Consider the following 14,844-nt stretch of genomic DNA (forward strand, 5'->3'; position numbering starts at 1 on the left):
CATGGCCATGCCTCGACTGTTGCCCGGCGACCGCAGCGCCGCCGACCCGACTCGTGCCGTGACGCTCGGCGTGATGGGCGGTGGCCAGCTCGGCCGCATGTTTGTCCACGCTGCGCAGCAGATGGGCTTTCGCACCGTGGTGCTGGAGCCGGACGCGGCCAGCCCGGCGGGCGTGGTCGCCCATGCGCATGTGAACGCCGGCTACCTCGACGCCGCCGGCTTGCAGCGCCTGGCCGACGAGGCGGACGCGATCACGACCGAATTCGAGAACGTGCCGGCCGAGGCGCTGCGCACGCTGGCCGCGCGCCGGCCGGTGGCGCCGTCGGGCGACGCGGTGGCCGTGTGCCAGGACCGCGCGGCCGAGAAGGCCCATTTCACCGATTGCGGCGTGCCGGTGGCGCCGTATGCGGTGATCGACAGCGACGCCGCGCTGGCCGCGGTCGGCGACGACCTGCTGCCCGGCATCCTGAAGACTGCCCGCATGGGCTACGACGGCAAGGGCCAGATCCGCGTCGCCGACCGCGCGGAACTCGCCGCGGGCTGGGCGGAACTGGGCGGCGCGGTGTGTGTGCTGGAAAAGCGGCTGCCGCTGGCGTTCGAGGTCAGCGTGCTGATCGCGCGCGGCGGCGACGGGCGCGTGGTGGCCTTCCCGCTGCAGCAGAACCTGCACCGCGACGGCATCCTGGCTGTCACCACCGTGCCCGCGCCGGCCGGAACCCCCGCACTCGAAGCCGAAGCGATCGGCTGTGCGGCCCGGATTGCGGCGGACCTGGGCTATGTCGGCGTGCTGTGCATCGAGTTCTTCATCCTGGAAGACGGCTCGCTCGTCGCCAACGAGATGGCGCCTCGGCCGCACAACTCCGGCCACCACACGATCGACTCCTGCGACGTGTCGCAGTTCGACCTGCAGGTGCGCGCAATGGCGGGTCTGCCGCTGGTCAAGCCGCGGCTGCACTCGCCGACCGTGATGCTCAACCTGCTGGGCGACCTGTGGTTCGACGCGCAAGGCGCCGAGCGCTCGCCCGACTGGGCGGCCGTGCTGGCGCTGCCGGGGGCGCACCTGCACCTGTACGGCAAGGAATCCGCCCGTCCCGGCCGCAAGATGGGCCACCTGACGGTCACGGCGGCCACGCCCGCGGCGGCGCGTGACGTGGCGCTGCAGGCGGCGGCGTTGCTCGGCCTGCCGGCGTTCTGACCGCGGCGAGGGTGCAGACATGGCACGGCTGATCGACGCGACCACCCCCGCGCACCTCGCCGCCGCGCTGCCGGACGCTGTGGCGCGGCTGGCGGCGGGTGAGCTGGTGGCGTTTCCGACCGAGACGGTCTACGGCCTGGGCGCGCGCGCCGACCAGGCCGAGGCGGTGGCGAAGATCTTCGCCGCCAAGGGCCGCCCGAGCGACCACCCGCTGATCGTGCACGTGGCCGATGCGGCGGGCGCGGCGGCATTCGCGGCGGAATTGCCGCCGGTGGCGCAACGGCTGATGGCGGCGTTCTGGCCGGGGCCGCTGACGGTGATCGTGCCGCGCCGCGCCGGCATCGGCGCCGAGGCTGCGGGCGGGCAGGACACGGTCGGCCTGCGCTGCCCCGATCACCCGGTGGCGCTGGCGCTGCTGCGGGCGGCGGCCGAGGCCGGCGTGCCGGGTGTGGCCGCGCCGAGCGCCAACCGCTTCGGCCGCGTCAGCCCGACGCAGGCGGCGCACGTCGCCAGCGAGTTCGAGGCCGCGCCGGACCTGCGGGTGCTGGACGGCGGTGACTGCGCGGTGGGCATCGAGTCGGCGATCGTGGACTGCAGCCGCGGGCACCCGGTGCTGCTGCGGCCCGGCTGCCTGACCGTGGCCGAGATCGAGGCGGCGGCCGGCGAGCCGCTGCGTGCCCGCGACGCCACCGCGCCGCGCGCCTCCGGCACGCTGGAGGCGCATTACGCCCCGCAGGCCAAGGTCCGGCTGATGAGCGCCGAGCAACTGGACGCAGCCTTGACCGTCTGGTCCGCGACGGGCCACAAAGCTTCATCTGCAGCGCCGACGCTGGCGGTATATTCCCGCAGCCGCCGGCCGGCGCTGGCGGGTGTGGTGCTGCGGCGCATGCCCGACGAGGCGGCCGCGGTGGCGCACGAGTTGTTTGCGGTGCTGCGGACGCTGGATGCGAGCCGCGCGCCCTTGATCTGGGTGGAAACGCCCCCGGCCTTGCCCGAATGGGACGGTGTCCGCGACCGGCTGCAGCGGGCGGCGGCGGCCTGACGGAGCCCAAGTCCGGACCGGACGAACTGGAGTTTGCATGCGTGTTCTGAAGTCTCTGTGCGCCTCGGCGCTGTTCGCTGCAGTGCTGGCCGGCCTGTCCGGTTGCGGCGGCTCGTCGTCGCGGGTCGAGGCCTATGTGCCGACCGGACTCGTGGCCTTCGGCGACGAACTCAGCCTGATCGACACCTCGGGCCGCAAATACACCGTCAACGCACTCAAGACCGGCACCACCGGCATCGATTGCGCCACCTACCCGGTCTGGCCGCAGGTGGTGGCCGATGGCTACGGCATGGTCTTCCAGGAATGCAACCCGAACGCCGTGGCCACGACCGCCGCGGTGATGAAGGCCAGTGTCGGGGCGAAGGTGGCCGATGTGGTGGCCGCCGTGGCCGCTTACCAGGCCACGGCCGTCTTCACGCCGCAGACGCTGGTGACCGTGATGGCCGGCCAGCACGACATCCTGGCCGCCTACAACGCCTACGGCGCCGGCACGCTCACCCGTGCCCAGGCCAAGGCCCAGGTGGCCGCGGCCGGCAAGACGCTGGGTGCGCTGGTCAACACGGTGGCCAACCAAGGCTCTGGCGCCCGGGTGCTGTATGCCACGCCGCCCAACCTCGGCTATTCGCCCTTTGCCGCCGAGCAGGTCAGCACCACGGGTGATGCCGACCGCGCCGTGCTGCTCAAGGAGCTGACCCTCGATTTCACGGCCGGACTGCGTCTGGAGGTGATCAACGACGGCCGCTACGCCGCACTGATCACGGCCGACGAGCTGACCATCACCATGTCGGACCCCACCAAGCTGCAGGCCAATGCCTTGACGAATGTGGTGGACGCCGTCTGCACGACCGCCTTGCCCGACTGCACCACGGCCACGATGGTCAGCGGCGCTGCGGGGCTCGGCACGGCCTACCTCTGGGCCGATGCCCAGCATCCGGGGGTCAACTACCAGGTCCGGGTTGGCATCGCGGCCCTCAACCGCGCGCGCAACAACCCGTTCTGACGCCGAAAGGCTGGCTCAGCGCGGCGCCAGCGACCAGCCCACCACGGCGTCCAGCACCGCCCGCGCCGGTGCACCGGCCGCCAGCGGGTGGTTGAGCACCACCACCACCGCATGGCGGCGTCCGTCCGCACCATGGACCACGCCGGCCAGCGAGGCTACGTTGTTCAGCGAACCGGTCTTCAGGTGCGCCCGCCCGCTGGCGGACGTGACGCGCCGCGCGGTCGTCTCGATGCCGGCCACTGGCAGCGAGCCGAGCAGCTCCGGCATCCACGGCTGCGTCCAGGCCCACTGCAGCAGCCGGCCCAGACAGCGCGGGCTGATCCGCTCCTCGCGGGACAGGCCGGAGCCGTTGTCGATCACCAGCTCGCCCTCCCGACAGCCGTGCGCCTGCACCAGCGCCTGCACCTCGGCGCGCGCGCCTTCCCAGGTCGCCGGCTGGGCAGGCTGTCCGGGGCTGAGCGCCAGCAGCAGGTGCTGGGCGATGGCGTTGTTGCTGTGCTTGTTCATGTCGCGCAGCACCTCGGGCAGCGCGGGCGACAGGCCTTCCGCCACCAGCGCCGCACCGGCCGGGACCGGGCCTTCGCGGACCTGCCCGCGCAGGCGCCCGCCCAGCGCGTTCCACTGGGCCGCGATCGCCCGGGCGTTGAACCCGGCCGGATCCGGCCAGGCCAGCGGCCAGACCTTGTCGCCGCAGGCGGTGGGCAGGCTGCCGCCGAAGCGGGGCCGCAGCAGATCGCTGACGTCGAGCTGCAGTCCGCCGCGCCAGTCCTGGCACGGCCCACCCGCCAGCGGCACCGTCGCCGGCCATTGCACGCCCGCCAGCGCCGTGTCGGCGGACACCCGTGCCACGCCGCGTGCCGTGTCCGGCCGGAAGCTCAGCAGCAGGCTCTTCTGGTTCACCAGCAGCGCGTCGGGGCGCACGTTGTAGGGTTTCAGCGGCTCGCCGTCGAAGGCGCCCGGATCGATGGCCGCAATCGCGAATGCGCTGCGGTCGAGCACGAGGTCGCCGCGCAGTTCCGGCCCCGTCACCGCCATCACCTGCCGCAGCAGCGACCACAGCCGCTCGTTGACCAGCCGCGGATCGCCCCGGCCCTGGAGATAGAGGTGTGTGCCGTCGGTGTGGACGGGGGTGCGCCACTGGAACAGCGGGCCGAGCCGGTCCAGCGCGGCCATCGACGTGACCACCTTCATCACCGACGCAGGGTGGGCCAGCGTGTCGGACTGGTGCGCCAGCCAAGGCGGGCCGCCCTCGACCGGCGCGACCCAGGCGTAGAGGCTGTCCTCGGGCAGCTGGGCCTGCGCCAGTGCCGCGCGCACGGTGTCTGGCAAGGTGGTCTGCGCCACGGCAGGCAGGCCATGGCACAGGGCCAGCGCAAGGGGCACGGACAGGGCGGGTGAGCGGGATCGGAGTGGCCGGGACATGCCCGGATCATACGGAGCGGCCGGTACACTGCCGCCCATGTCTGCCCCCCGCCTGCTTGCCCTCGATACCGCCACCGATGTGGTCCACCTCGTGCTCGTCCAGGGCGAGCAGGTGCTGGTGCGGGCGCTGCCCGGTGGGGCGCAGGCGTCGGCGTCGCTCCTGCCGGCGATCCGCGGCCTGCTGGTGCAAGGCGGGCTTGCGCTGCGCGATCTGGAGGCGATCGCCTTCGGCCACGGGCCTGGCGCATTCACCGGATTGCGCACGGCGTGTGCGGTGGCGCAGGGGCTGGCGGTCGGCGCCGACCGTGCGCTGCTGGCGCTGGACACGCTCGCCGCCTTGGCCGAATCCGCCCGGCAGCAGGGTGAAACGGGCGACGCGGTGTGGAGCGTGCTGGATGCGCGCATGGGCGAGGTGTACGCGGCGCGCTGGTGCCGCACGGCGGACGGTGGCTGGACGGCGGACGGGCCGGTGTCGCTGTACAACCCCGCAGCGCTGGCCGAGGCCATCGAGCGGGCGCCGGCCGCGCTGGCCGGCAATGCGCTGGTGGTGCAGGCCGAGGTGCTGGGGCCGCTGGCGACGCGGCTGGGCGTGGCGACCTGGCCGGCGGCGGTGCCGGACGGGGCGGCGCTGGCGGTGCTGGCGCGGGTGGCCTATGGGCGGGGGGCATGGATCGACCCGGCGCTGGCCTTGCCGCTGTATGTGCGTGACAAGGTGGCCCAGACCACGGCCGAGCGGGCGGCGATCCGGGCACGGCCATGACGCTGACCTTGCAGCCGATGGCGTTGCCGCTGCTCGATGCCGTTCTCGCGATCGAGGTGCGGGCGTATTCGTTCCCGTGGAGCCGCGCCAACTTCGTCGATTCGCTGGCCGCCGGGCACCTCACGCACTGCCTGCTGTCGCCCGAAGGCGAGCTGCTGGCCTACCAGGTCGCGATGGCCGGGTTCGAGGAGTGGCATCTGCTCAACGTGACCGTCTCGCCCGATCACCAGGGACGCGGGCTGGCCACGCAGTTGCTGCACGGACTGATCGACCATGCCCGTGCCACGGGGGCGGACTGGCTGTGGCTGGAGGTCCGGCCCAGCAACGAACGGGCACGGAGGCTGTACGCCCACCTGGGCTTCGAGCAGGTGGGGGTGCGCAAAGGCTATTACCCGGACGGGCGCGGACAGCGCGAGGATGCGCTGGTGCTGCGGCTGTCCCTGGACCAGACGGCGGGAGCGGTGGCATGAGCGTGGGCTATACCGAGCGGCAGCAGGCGATGCTGCAGGAGATGGGGATTCGGGTGTGGGTGCCGCCGCGGGTCGAGGTGGCAGAGGCGGCTGTGCCGGTGGTCGATGTGGTGGTGGAGGGGGTGGGTGCCCGCGTGCGCGGGCATGACGAGCGGGGGGATGTCGTGGCGCGGGTTGTGGAGGTGTCCGCGCCTGTGTCCGGGACTGTGCCGGAGCCCGTGTCGGAGCTTGTGCCGGCGTCCGTGGTCGCGCTGCGGTCGACCGGCGTGGCGGCGATGGACTGGGACGCACTGCGCGCAGCGGTGTCGTCCTGCCGGGCCTGCACGCTGTGCGAACGTCGCAAGCAGACCGTGTTCGGCGTCGGCCACCCGCAGGCGCAGTGGATGCTGATTGGCGAGGCCCCTGGCGAGCAGGAAGACCTGCAGGGCGAGCCCTTCGTCGGCAAGGCGGGGCAGTTGCTCGACAACATGCTGCGCGCCGTCGGCCTGACGCGCAGCGAGGCGCCCGCGCACGAGCAGGTCTACATCGCCAACGTGCTCAAGTGCCGCCCGCCGCAGAACCGCAACCCGGAGCCGCAGGAGGTCGCGCAGTGCGAGCCCTACCTGCTGCGTCAGATCGCGCTGGTGCAGCCGAAGCTGATCCTGGCGATGGGGCGCTTCGCGGTGCAGTCGCTGCTGAAGACGGCGGAGCCGATCGGGCGGCTGCGCGGGCGGGTGCACGAGGTGCAGGGCGTGCCGGTGGTCGTGACCTACCACCCGGCGTATCTGCTGCGCAATCCGCTGGACAAGGCGCGGTCGTGGGAAGACTTGTGTCTGGCGCGTGAGGTGATGGCGCGCGCCGGCTGACGCGGCGCGGTTGTGTCAGGTCTTGGTCGCCACAGCGGCGGCGTGCGCCCCGCCCAGGAACAGCCGCTCGATGTCCGGATCCGCCAGCAACTCCCCCGCCGGCTTCTGCAGCACCCGCCGCCCCGACTCCAGCGCGATCGCCTCGTCCGAGATCTTCAGCGCGCTCTTGACGTTCTGCTCGACCATCAGCACGGTCGTGCCCTGGTCGGCCAGCCCGCGCAGCAGCTTGAACACGTCGGCCACCACCAGCGGCGACAGGCCGATCGAGGGCTCGTCGATCAGCAGCACCTTCGGGCGGATCAGCAGCGCGCGGCCGATCTCGAGCTGCTTCTGCTCGCCGCCGGACAGGGCCGACGCCTGGCTGTGCAGCCGCTCGGCGACACGGGGAAAGCGCTGGAGCACCTCAGGGATGCGCTCGTGCGTGGTCTTCATGCCGAGCGTGATGCCGCCGAGTTCGAGGTTCTGGAACACGGTGAGCTGGCCGAACAGGTTGCGGCCCTGCGGCACGAAGGCGATGCCGTGTCGGACCAGCAAGTCCTTGGGGTTGGCGCCGGTGATGTCCTGCCCGTCGAGGCGGATGTGGCCGCTGCGCACCTTCAGCAGGCCGAACAGCGCCTTCAGCACCGTGGACTTGCCGGCGCCGTTCGGGCCGATCAGCAGCGTGATCGCGCCGCGCCGGGCCTTGAAGCTCAGGTGGTTGAGGATCATGAAATCGCCGTAGCCGGCGAGCACGTTCTCGAATTCGATGGCGTGTTCGGACATGGTCTTCAGCTCCCGAGGTAGGCGTCGAGCACCTGCTTGTTGGCGCGGATCTCGGCCGGCGTGCCGATGGCCATCACCTTGCCTTCCACCATGACGAGGATGCGGTGGCACAGGTCCATCACGAAGTCCATGTTGTGCTCGATGACGACGAAGCTGCTGACCTTGCCGCCCGTGCGGCCCTGCTGGTTGAGCTGCTTCAGCAGCGTGCTGATGCCGCCGACCAGGCTCGGGTTGACCCCGGCGCAGGGCTCGTCGAGCAGCACCAGCGCAGGCTCGCTCATGAACGCCATCGCGATGTCCACCAGCTTCTGCTGGCCGTAGCTCAGCTCGCCGGCCTTCTTGTCGGCGACATGGCGGATGCGGAACAGGTCGATCAGCGCGTCGGCCTTCTGCCCGAGGCCGGAGTCCCCGGGCGCGAACATGCGGCTGAACATCGTGCCCTTGTGTTCCTGCGCGGCGACGATCAGGTTGTCGCGCACGGTCATCTTGCCGAAGACCTGCAGCGTCTGGAAGGTGCGGCCGACGCCGCGCTGGTTGAGCTGCAGCGGGCTCAGGCCGGTGATGTCGCGGCCGTTGAGTTCGATGCGGCCGGCGTCTGGCGTGATCTGGCCGAGCACGCTGTTGAACATCGTCGTCTTGCCCGAGCCGTTCGGGCCGATGACGCCGAAGATCTCGCCGGGCATCACTTCGAACGACACGCCGCCGACGGCCTGGATGGCGCCGTAGGCCTTTTTCAGGTCGGTGACCTTGAGCAGGGGGGCGGTCATGGGTCAGGGGCCTTTCTGTTCGGTGGCTGTGGCCGCACCTGCTGCATTCGCTGCAGCCGATCGGGCGGCCGACGCTTCACGCGCCTGGCGCCGCGCCTTGAGCCGGTCGGGGATGCTCAGCAGCCCGTCCGGCAGCCACAGCATCAGCAGCACGACCAGGGCGCCGAAGACGAACAGGTACCAGGCCTGCGCGAAGCGCAGCCACTCCGGCAACAGCACGCCCACCGCCGAGCCCAGCACCGGCCCGAAGAAGTAGCCCGGCCCGCCGACCACGACCATCAGGTACATCATGATCGAGGCGCCCACGGTGAACGGTGCCGGCTCGATGAACTGCACCAGCGAGCCGAACAGCGCGCCCGCCACGCCGGCGTAGACCGCGCCGATGGCGAAAGCCAGCAGGGTGTAGCGCTGGATGTCGATGCCCAGGCTTTCCGCGCGGATCGGGTTGTCGCGCAGCGCGGTGAACGCCTTGCCCCACGGCGAGCGCAGCAGCCCCCACAGCAGCCCCGCCAGGATCAGCGCCACCGCCAGCACGAAGTAGTAGTAGGGCAGGGCGCCGTCCAGCGAGTAGCCGAACAGGCTCGGCCGCGTGATGCCGTTGATGCCGAAGGTGCCGCCGGTGAGCCACTCCTCGTTGCGCATCACCAGCCACACCGCGGTGTTGAAGCCGAGCGTGGCGAACGCGAGGTAGATCGCCTGCACCCGCAGCGCCGGAAAGCCCAGCAGGATGCCGATGGCGAAGCACAGCACCATTGCCGTCGGCAGCCCGATCCAGAAGCTCACGCCGTGCTGCAGCAGGATGGCCACCGTGTAGGCACCGATGCCGAAGAAGGCGGCGTGGCCGAGCGATTTCTGGCCGGCGTAGCCGACGGTCAGGTTCAGGCCCATCGTCGCGATGATGAAGATGAGCCAGTAGGTGAAGAGGTAGACGCCGTAGCTCTTGAGCATGGGCGGCGTGGCCAGCAGCATGACCAGGATGGCCAGCGCACCGAGCTTGTGGAGAGTTTTCATGGTGGGTGTCCTGGGGCGGCGGATCGAGGTCAGACCTTGCGCATCACCTTCTGACCCATCAGCCCCTCGGGCTTGAACAGGATCACGGCCATGAACAGCACCAGCGCGACGGCGTCCTTGTAGGCCGGCGAGACATAGGCGGCGGCCAGGTTCTCCGCCACGCCGACGATCACGCCGCCCAGCAGCGCGCCGCGCGAGTTGTTGAAGCCGCCGATGATGGCGGCGAAGAAGGCCTTGGTGCCCAGCCCCTCGCCCATGTCGAACTTGGCCAGGTAGGTCGGGGTCACCAGCAGCGCCGCGGCGCAGGCCAGCAGCGCGTTGACCGCGAAGGTGTAGAACACCATGCGCGGCACGTTGATGCCCAGCACGGTGGCGCTTTCGGTGTTCTGCGCGACCGCCTGCATCGCGCGGCCGGTGACGGTCTTGCCGAGGAAGGCCTGGGTGCCGAACACGAGGGCGAGCGCCACGACCAGCGTGCCCACGTCGGCGGCGGTGATGGTCACGCCGGCGATGTTGAACAGCGCCTCGCCGAACATCCCGGGGAAGGGGTGGGCCTCGGCCGAGTAGCCAGCGCGCACGCCGTTGCGCATCGCGATCGACAGGCCGATGGTGGCGACCACGATCGGCATCAGCCCGTGGCGCAGCAGCGGATCGGCAATGCCGCGCTTGAAGCCCCAGCCGAGCACGACCACACCGACCACGCAGGTGACGATGAAGGCGATCGGCAGCGGAAGTCCGAACGCCGAGAACGCCAGCATCGTGAACGCCGGCAGCATCACGAACTCGCCCTGCGCGAAGTTGATGGTGCCGCTCGCCTGCCACAGCAGCGTGAAGCCGAGGGCGGCCAGCGCGTAGATGCTGCCGGTGGCGACACCGGAGAACAGCAGTTGGAAGAAGTCGGTCATGGAGTCCTCTCGAAGCGGTTCGAGGGCAGTCGTGGGGCGGACCGCATGGCGTGCCGCAAGCCTGCGGCCCGCCCCGACCGGATCACCGGGGCGGACGCGTGGGCGGGGAGGGCCGGCTTACTTGCCAGCGTTCAGCGCGGGCAGGACTTCCTTCACTTCCTGCTTGCCGTTCTTCACCTCGACGATGAAGCTTTCGCGGTCGAGGTCGCCGTTGTTGTCCATGCTCACGTCCATCAGCACGCCGGGTTGCTTGGCCGCCGACACCTTCAGCCCGTGCAGCGCCTGCGCCACCGCCTTGCGGTCGATCTTGCCGGCCTTCTCGATGGCGGCCTTCATCAGGTAGACGCCGGTGTAGCCCTTGATGCCGTTGTGGTCGCTGATGTATTTGTAGTCCTGGTAGAACTTGGCCTTGAACTTCAGCATCAGCGGGTTCGGCGCGTCCACCGTCAGGCCGACATGGGCGACTGCACCGTTGGCGGCTTCACCGGCCAGCTCGATCACCTTCTGCCCGGTCAGCGTTGTCTCGCCGACGATGGGCTTGCTGTAGCCCTGCTTGCGCAGCTCGCGCAGCGCCCGCGCCGACTCTTCCTCGTTGGTGTAGACGAACAGGGCATCCGCGTTCGACTGCCTGGCCTTGAGCACCGGCGCCGAGAAGTCGATCTGGCCCGAATCGGTCGAGATGTCGGCGACGACCTTCACGCCCTGGGCTTCCAGCGCCTTGGTGATGGCGTCGCGGCCGCCCTTGCCGAAGTCGTTGTTGACGAAGATGACCGCCACCGTCCTGGCCTTCAGGCCATTGGCGATGTAGCGCGCGACCTTCGGCATGGCCGTTGTCTGCGTGAAGCTGGTGCGGAAGATGTAGGGGTTGCCCTTCTGGGTGATCGCGGCCGCCTCGCCGCCGGTGAAGTTGGGCACTTCGGCGCGCTGGGTCTCGGCCATGCTGACCATGATCGAGCCGGAGAACACCGGGCCGAAGACCGCGAACACGCCGTCGTCGATGGCCTTCTGGGTCAGGCCCTTGGCGACGCCGGGGTTGCTTTGTGTGTCGAGCGTGGTGGTCTCGATCTTCTTGCCGAGGATGCCGCCGGCGGCGTTGATCTCCTTGACGGCCAGCTCGACGCCGTTCTTGAAGTTGGTGCCGGCCGTGGCGCCTGCGCCCGACAGCTCGACGATGTTGGCGAGCTTGATGGCTTGTGCCTGCGCCAGGCTGGTGGTGCCCGCAGCGAGCAGGGTGGCCAGTGCCACGATGGAGGGACGAAGGTGGGTCATCAGGAGCCTCTGTGTGTCAGGAACGAGGGGACGGGGTGTCACCTCGCACGATAGGCAGGCTCCCGGGCGGCGACAAGGCGTGAAATCCACCATGGAGCGTGGAGGGGCCGACCGGTCAGCCGTGGTGGGTGCCCAGGTAGCGCTTGCGCCAGAAGAACGCGCTCAGGCCGATGCCCAGCAGCACCATCAGCCCGGCAGCCACCCAGAAGCCGGTGGGCGAGTGGATCAGCGGCAATGCGTCGAAGTTCATCCCGAAGAAGCCGGTGATGAGGTTCAGCGGCAGGAAGATCGCGGTCAGCACGGTGAGCGTGCGCATGATGTCGTTGGTGCGCTGGCCGACCATCGAGAAATGCATCTGCACCGCGCTCTCGATCGACGACTCCAGCCGCCGCACATGCCCCAGCACCCGCTCGATGTGTTCCAGCACATCGCGCGAACGCACCCGCAGCAGCTCGCGGTCCCGCCGGGCGGCGGTGTCCGCGGGGTCGGGCCATTCGTCGATGCTGTCGATCCACTCCTGGATGGCGCTGCGCTGGTCCTCGCAGACGTCTTCGAGCTGGTGCAGCGTGTTGCGCGACTCCAGCAGCGCGGTCCAGTCGACCTTGCGGCTGCGTGGGCCGAGCAGGGTCTGCTGCAGCGTCGTGAGCTGGCGCGTGAGCAGGCGGCGCAGTTCCAGGTAGCCGTCCACCATGTGGTTGACGATGCGCAGCATGAGGTCGGCTGCGCTGGGCGGGAGCCGGCTGGCGCCGCTGCCGTTGACCGTCATCTGCCCGAGTTTCATCGCGAAGAATTCGCGCACCAGACAGTCGGCAGGATGCACCGTCAGCAGCACCCGGTCGAACACCGCGAAGCCGACCGGGCTGGTGTCGATGGACGCCAGCGCCTGGCGGGCGGTGGCCACGGTGCCGTGTTCGTCGTCGAGAAACAGGCTGGTGCTGCCGGGCGCAGCGGCGAGGCGGCGGAACACCAGCAGGTCATACCACGAGGTGTAGTCGAAATGCGAGGGCAGCTGGTTGCTGAGCAGGTCGGAGATGTGCAGGTCCACGAGCTGGCCACCGGCGCACTGGTGCAGCACCGCCTGCACCTCGGCGACCCGGACCTCGAATTCGCGCCGCGCCGACGCGATCCACAGGAAACCGCGCTCAGGCAGCGTCTGTGGCAGATCGGGCAGTTCGGTGCAGCGATCGTCGATCAGGAAAACGCGCATGCCCGCGTTCGCCTCAGCCCTGGCGGATCAGCCGGGCGGCGTCGAGCGCGAAGTAGGTGAGCACGCCATCGGCGCCGGCGCGCTTGAAGGCCAGCAGCGATTCCATCATCACCGCGTCGTGGTCGAGCCAGCCGTTGAGCGCGGCGGCCTTGAGCATCGCGTACTCGCCGCTGACCTGGTAGGCGAAGGTCGGCACGCGGAACTCGTCCTTCACGCGGCGCACGATGTCCAGGTACGGCATGCCCGGCTTGACCATGACCATGTCGGCGCCCTCGGCGATGTCGAGCGCGACCTCGCGCAGCGCCTCGTCGCTGTTGCCCGGGTCCATCTGGTAGACCTTCTTGTTGCTCTTGCCCAGGTTGCCGGCCGAGCCGACCGCGTCGCGGAACGGGCCGTAGAAGGCGCTGGCGTACTTGGCGCTGTAGGCCATGATGCGGGTGTGGATCAGGCGCTTGGCTTCCAGCGCTTCGCGGATCGCGCCGATGCGGCCGTCCATCATGTCGCTGGGGGCGACGATGTCCACACCGGCTTCGGCCTGCACCAGCGCCTGCTGCACCAGCACCTCGATGGTCTCGTCGTTGAGCACGTAGCCGGTGTCGTCGAGCAGGCCGTCCTGGCCGTGCGAGGTGTAGGGGTCGAGCGCGACGTCAGTCATGATGCCGAGTTCGGGGAAGCGCTTCTTCAGCTCGGCCACGACCCTCGGCACGAGGCCGTCGGGGTTGGCGGCTTCACGGCCATCGGGGGTCTTGCCGACGCTGTCCAGCACCGGGAACAGCGCCATCACCGGAATGCCCAGCGCCACGCACTGCTCGGCCACCGGCAGCAGCTGGTCGAGGCTGCGGCGCTGCACGCCGGGCATCGAGCCCACGTCCTGCACCAGCCCCTGGCCTTCGAGCACGAACACCGGGTAGATCAGGTCGCTGCAGCGCAGGTGGTGTTCGCGCACAAGATCGCGGGTGAAGGTATCGCGGCGCAGGCGGCGCGGGCGGCTCAGGGGGTAGGCGGCAGGAGGAATCATGGCGGGCGGCAGGGCAGCGGGTGGAGGCTGTTTTTTCTACATCAGGCAAGGTGCCGCGGCTCTACGGGACACCCCTTACCTTGTCAAAGGCGGGCTTGATGTTAAACTCATTCCCGAGCGATGTGCCGCTAGGTACTCGTTCCCTGCTTTTCCTCCCTGAGCAGGTGCCTTACCGTGTTGACAGCGTTAAGGCTTCGAAGCCCCAGCAAGCATGCTGGGGCTCTTTTTTTGTCTGTACGGATCGTCGCTTCGCCGCCGCCGCGGCAGGCCGCGTGCGGTCAGCGTGGCGCAGTGACCGTGCGGTTCGGGCTGCGGCCGATGCCGGACATCGGAACATCCAGCGACACGTCCACACCATCCAGCTGCACCGGCTGGGTGGCGTTGAGTTCGTCGAACCAGGTGCTGCGCGGAGGCTCCTTGTAGCCCGGCAGATCGTGGCCGTCGAATGGACGTACGCGGGCGCCGCTGCGCGGTGCGACATCCAGCGGTGCGGTGTCGGGACCGTTGTCCTGCATCGCCGGAGTGGGCGCGGTGTCGCCCGACTCTTGCAGCAGTGCCTTGCGCACGGCGATCGGGTCCGGCAGGAAGGCTTCGTTCCAGACATGGAGTGGAATGCCCGCCGCCCGCAGCACGCGCTCGATGCGTTGCTGGCGCTTGCGGGCACGTTCGGAATCGACCTTGTCGGCTTGGCGTACCTCGATGATCGCCACCACATTGGAGGCGGCATCGCAGACCATCAAGTCCACGCAGACATGCCCGACCCGGCGCAGCCATTCCACATAGGAGTGCCGCGTCGGCACCTTGATGAAATGCGACAGCGGTACCTGCGCCAGGATCATGTGCTCGGGTGTGGCGCGGCGCAGCAGTTCGAGCGCACGCTGGTGGCGCAGGGTCAGCACGCGCGTGGCTTCTGGCGGCCAGCCGATGACGGTGTCCACGGCGTCGAGTGCACGGGGGCGACCCATGCGGGTCGGATCGGCCGGCTGGTTGGTGAGACGGCGCCACAGCCACAGCAGTGCCGCTGCACCCACGCAGCCCGCCAGCAGCAGCGCCCCATTGCTGGTTGCGATAGATGAAAAATTCATCCCGTCAAGCTACCTGTCCCGGTGCTGGACGTCAATCCCGACGAAGGTGTGATGGATGTAACAGGTTCTGGTTGTGTGCCTGCATC

Annotated in this window: 15 protein-coding genes; 6 read left to right on the forward strand and 9 right to left on the reverse strand. The window is 69.8% G+C overall.

Annotated features, from left to right (window positions below; genetic code table 11):
* Nucleotides 1-7: 7 nt before the first annotated feature.
* From U5O44_RS00590 to U5O44_RS00600, 3 genes are read left to right on the forward strand one after another with little or no spacing between them, the layout of a single operon-like run.
* Nucleotides 8-1,195, forward strand: a complete 1,188-nt coding sequence (locus tag U5O44_RS00590) for a 5-(carboxyamino)imidazole ribonucleotide synthase (protein ID WP_322587091.1) — start codon at nucleotides 8-10, stop codon at nucleotides 1,193-1,195.
* A 19-nt stretch (nucleotides 1,196-1,214) separates the two neighbouring features.
* Nucleotides 1,215-2,237 carry an L-threonylcarbamoyladenylate synthase gene (locus U5O44_RS00595; RefSeq protein ID WP_322586523.1) on the forward strand — a complete coding sequence of 341 codons (1,023 nt, stop codon included), beginning with the start codon at nucleotides 1,215-1,217 and terminating at the stop codon, nucleotides 2,235-2,237.
* Between the two features lie 37 nt (nucleotides 2,238-2,274).
* Entirely contained in the window at nucleotides 2,275-3,237 is a 963-nt protein-coding gene (locus tag U5O44_RS00600; RefSeq protein WP_322586524.1) for an SGNH/GDSL hydrolase family protein, read from the forward strand.
* A 15-nt stretch (nucleotides 3,238-3,252) separates the two neighbouring features.
* Here the strand turns inward: U5O44_RS00600 and dacB are convergent, their stop codons facing one another.
* Nucleotides 3,253-4,659, reverse strand: coding sequence for a D-alanyl-D-alanine carboxypeptidase/D-alanyl-D-alanine endopeptidase (gene dacB / locus U5O44_RS00605; protein WP_322586525.1), 1,407 nt, complete (start codon nucleotides 4,657-4,659; stop codon nucleotides 3,253-3,255).
* A gap of 37 nt (nucleotides 4,660-4,696) precedes the next feature.
* On the opposite strand from dacB, the gene tsaB reads away from it, so the two are divergent.
* The 3 genes from tsaB to U5O44_RS00620 are packed head-to-tail and all read left to right on the forward strand — an operon-like array spanning nucleotide 4,697 to nucleotide 6,734.
* Nucleotides 4,697-5,419, forward strand: coding sequence for a tRNA (adenosine(37)-N6)-threonylcarbamoyltransferase complex dimerization subunit type 1 TsaB (gene tsaB / locus U5O44_RS00610; protein ID WP_322586526.1), 723 nt, complete (start codon nucleotides 4,697-4,699; stop codon nucleotides 5,417-5,419).
* Nucleotides 5,416-5,889, forward strand: coding sequence for a ribosomal protein S18-alanine N-acetyltransferase (rimI, locus tag U5O44_RS00615; RefSeq protein ID WP_322586527.1), 474 nt, complete (start codon nucleotides 5,416-5,418; stop codon nucleotides 5,887-5,889). The genes tsaB and rimI overlap by 4 nt, the downstream gene beginning before the upstream one ends.
* A complete protein-coding gene (locus U5O44_RS00620) occupies nucleotides 5,886-6,734 on the forward strand; it encodes a uracil-DNA glycosylase (RefSeq protein WP_322586528.1) in 849 nt (282 codons plus the stop codon). Before rimI ends, U5O44_RS00620 begins: the two co-directional genes overlap by 4 nt.
* A gap of 15 nt (nucleotides 6,735-6,749) precedes the next feature.
* Here U5O44_RS00620 and U5O44_RS00625 read toward each other — a convergent pair whose 3' ends face one another.
* The 8 genes from U5O44_RS00625 to U5O44_RS00660 all read right to left on the reverse strand — a co-directional run bounded on the left by U5O44_RS00625 (nucleotide 6,750) and on the right by U5O44_RS00660 (nucleotide 14,758).
* Nucleotides 6,750-7,496 carry an ABC transporter ATP-binding protein gene (locus U5O44_RS00625; protein ID WP_322586529.1) on the reverse strand — a complete coding sequence of 249 codons (747 nt, stop codon included), beginning with the start codon at nucleotides 7,494-7,496 and terminating at the stop codon, nucleotides 6,750-6,752.
* Between the two features lie 5 nt (nucleotides 7,497-7,501).
* Nucleotides 7,502-8,263, reverse strand: coding sequence for an ABC transporter ATP-binding protein (locus U5O44_RS00630; RefSeq protein ID WP_322586530.1), 762 nt, complete (start codon nucleotides 8,261-8,263; stop codon nucleotides 7,502-7,504).
* A gap of 3 nt (nucleotides 8,264-8,266) precedes the next feature.
* On the reverse strand, nucleotides 8,267-9,274 hold the full coding sequence (locus U5O44_RS00635) for a branched-chain amino acid ABC transporter permease (RefSeq protein ID WP_322586531.1): 1,008 nt from the start codon (nucleotides 9,272-9,274) through the stop codon (nucleotides 8,267-8,269).
* Between the two features lie 29 nt (nucleotides 9,275-9,303).
* Nucleotides 9,304-10,179 (reverse strand): branched-chain amino acid ABC transporter permease, encoded by an 876-nt coding sequence (locus U5O44_RS00640; RefSeq protein ID WP_322586532.1) that lies wholly within the window; start codon nucleotides 10,177-10,179, stop codon nucleotides 9,304-9,306.
* 117 nt (nucleotides 10,180-10,296) lie between these two features.
* Nucleotides 10,297-11,448: an ABC transporter substrate-binding protein gene (locus tag U5O44_RS00645; RefSeq protein WP_322586533.1), complete on the reverse strand. Its 1,152-nt coding sequence runs from the start codon at nucleotides 11,446-11,448 to the stop codon at nucleotides 10,297-10,299.
* Nucleotides 11,449-11,563: 115 nt separating this feature from the next.
* Nucleotides 11,564-12,655 carry a magnesium transporter CorA family protein gene (locus U5O44_RS00650; protein ID WP_322586534.1) on the reverse strand — a complete coding sequence of 364 codons (1,092 nt, stop codon included), beginning with the start codon at nucleotides 12,653-12,655 and terminating at the stop codon, nucleotides 11,564-11,566.
* Between the two features lie 13 nt (nucleotides 12,656-12,668).
* Nucleotides 12,669-13,673 carry a porphobilinogen synthase gene (gene hemB / locus U5O44_RS00655; RefSeq protein WP_322586535.1) on the reverse strand — a complete coding sequence of 335 codons (1,005 nt, stop codon included), beginning with the start codon at nucleotides 13,671-13,673 and terminating at the stop codon, nucleotides 12,669-12,671.
* A 278-nt stretch (nucleotides 13,674-13,951) separates the two neighbouring features.
* Nucleotides 13,952-14,758, reverse strand: a complete 807-nt coding sequence (locus U5O44_RS00660) for a DUF2726 domain-containing protein (RefSeq protein WP_322586536.1) — start codon at nucleotides 14,756-14,758, stop codon at nucleotides 13,952-13,954.
* Nucleotides 14,759-14,844: the final 86 nt, after the last annotated feature.

Origin of the sequence: Sphaerotilus sp., assembly GCF_034519685.1 — a bacterium.
In the GTDB taxonomy this organism is placed as follows: domain Bacteria; phylum Pseudomonadota; class Gammaproteobacteria; order Burkholderiales; family Burkholderiaceae_C; genus Sphaerotilus.

Bases quoted from the DNA above. Each gene is read 5' to 3' on its own strand.
- U5O44_RS00590 (WP_322587091.1), top strand. From the start codon at position 8: ATGCCTCGACTGTTGCCCGGCGACCGCAGCGCCGCCGACCCGACTCGT.
- U5O44_RS00595 (WP_322586523.1), top strand. From the start codon at position 1,215: ATGGCACGGCTGATCGACGCGACCACCCCCGCGCACCTCGCCGCCGCG.
- U5O44_RS00600 (WP_322586524.1), top strand. From the start codon at position 2,275: ATGCGTGTTCTGAAGTCTCTGTGCGCCTCGGCGCTGTTCGCTGCAGTG.
- dacB (WP_322586525.1), bottom strand. From the start codon at position 4,659: ATGTCCCGGCCACTCCGATCCCGCTCACCCGCCCTGTCCGTGCCCCTT.
- tsaB (WP_322586526.1), top strand. From the start codon at position 4,697: ATGTCTGCCCCCCGCCTGCTTGCCCTCGATACCGCCACCGATGTGGTC.
- rimI (WP_322586527.1), top strand. From the start codon at position 5,416: ATGACGCTGACCTTGCAGCCGATGGCGTTGCCGCTGCTCGATGCCGTT.
- U5O44_RS00620 (WP_322586528.1), top strand. From the start codon at position 5,886: ATGAGCGTGGGCTATACCGAGCGGCAGCAGGCGATGCTGCAGGAGATG.
- U5O44_RS00625 (WP_322586529.1), bottom strand. From the start codon at position 7,496: ATGTCCGAACACGCCATCGAATTCGAGAACGTGCTCGCCGGCTACGGC.
- U5O44_RS00630 (WP_322586530.1), bottom strand. From the start codon at position 8,263: ATGACCGCCCCCCTGCTCAAGGTCACCGACCTGAAAAAGGCCTACGGC.
- U5O44_RS00635 (WP_322586531.1), bottom strand. From the start codon at position 9,274: ATGAAAACTCTCCACAAGCTCGGTGCGCTGGCCATCCTGGTCATGCTG.
- U5O44_RS00640 (WP_322586532.1), bottom strand. From the start codon at position 10,179: ATGACCGACTTCTTCCAACTGCTGTTCTCCGGTGTCGCCACCGGCAGC.
- U5O44_RS00645 (WP_322586533.1), bottom strand. From the start codon at position 11,448: ATGACCCACCTTCGTCCCTCCATCGTGGCACTGGCCACCCTGCTCGCT.
- U5O44_RS00650 (WP_322586534.1), bottom strand. From the start codon at position 12,655: ATGCGCGTTTTCCTGATCGACGATCGCTGCACCGAACTGCCCGATCTG.
- hemB (WP_322586535.1), bottom strand. From the start codon at position 13,673: ATGATTCCTCCTGCCGCCTACCCCCTGAGCCGCCCGCGCCGCCTGCGC.
- U5O44_RS00660 (WP_322586536.1), bottom strand. From the start codon at position 14,758: ATGAATTTTTCATCTATCGCAACCAGCAATGGGGCGCTGCTGCTGGCG.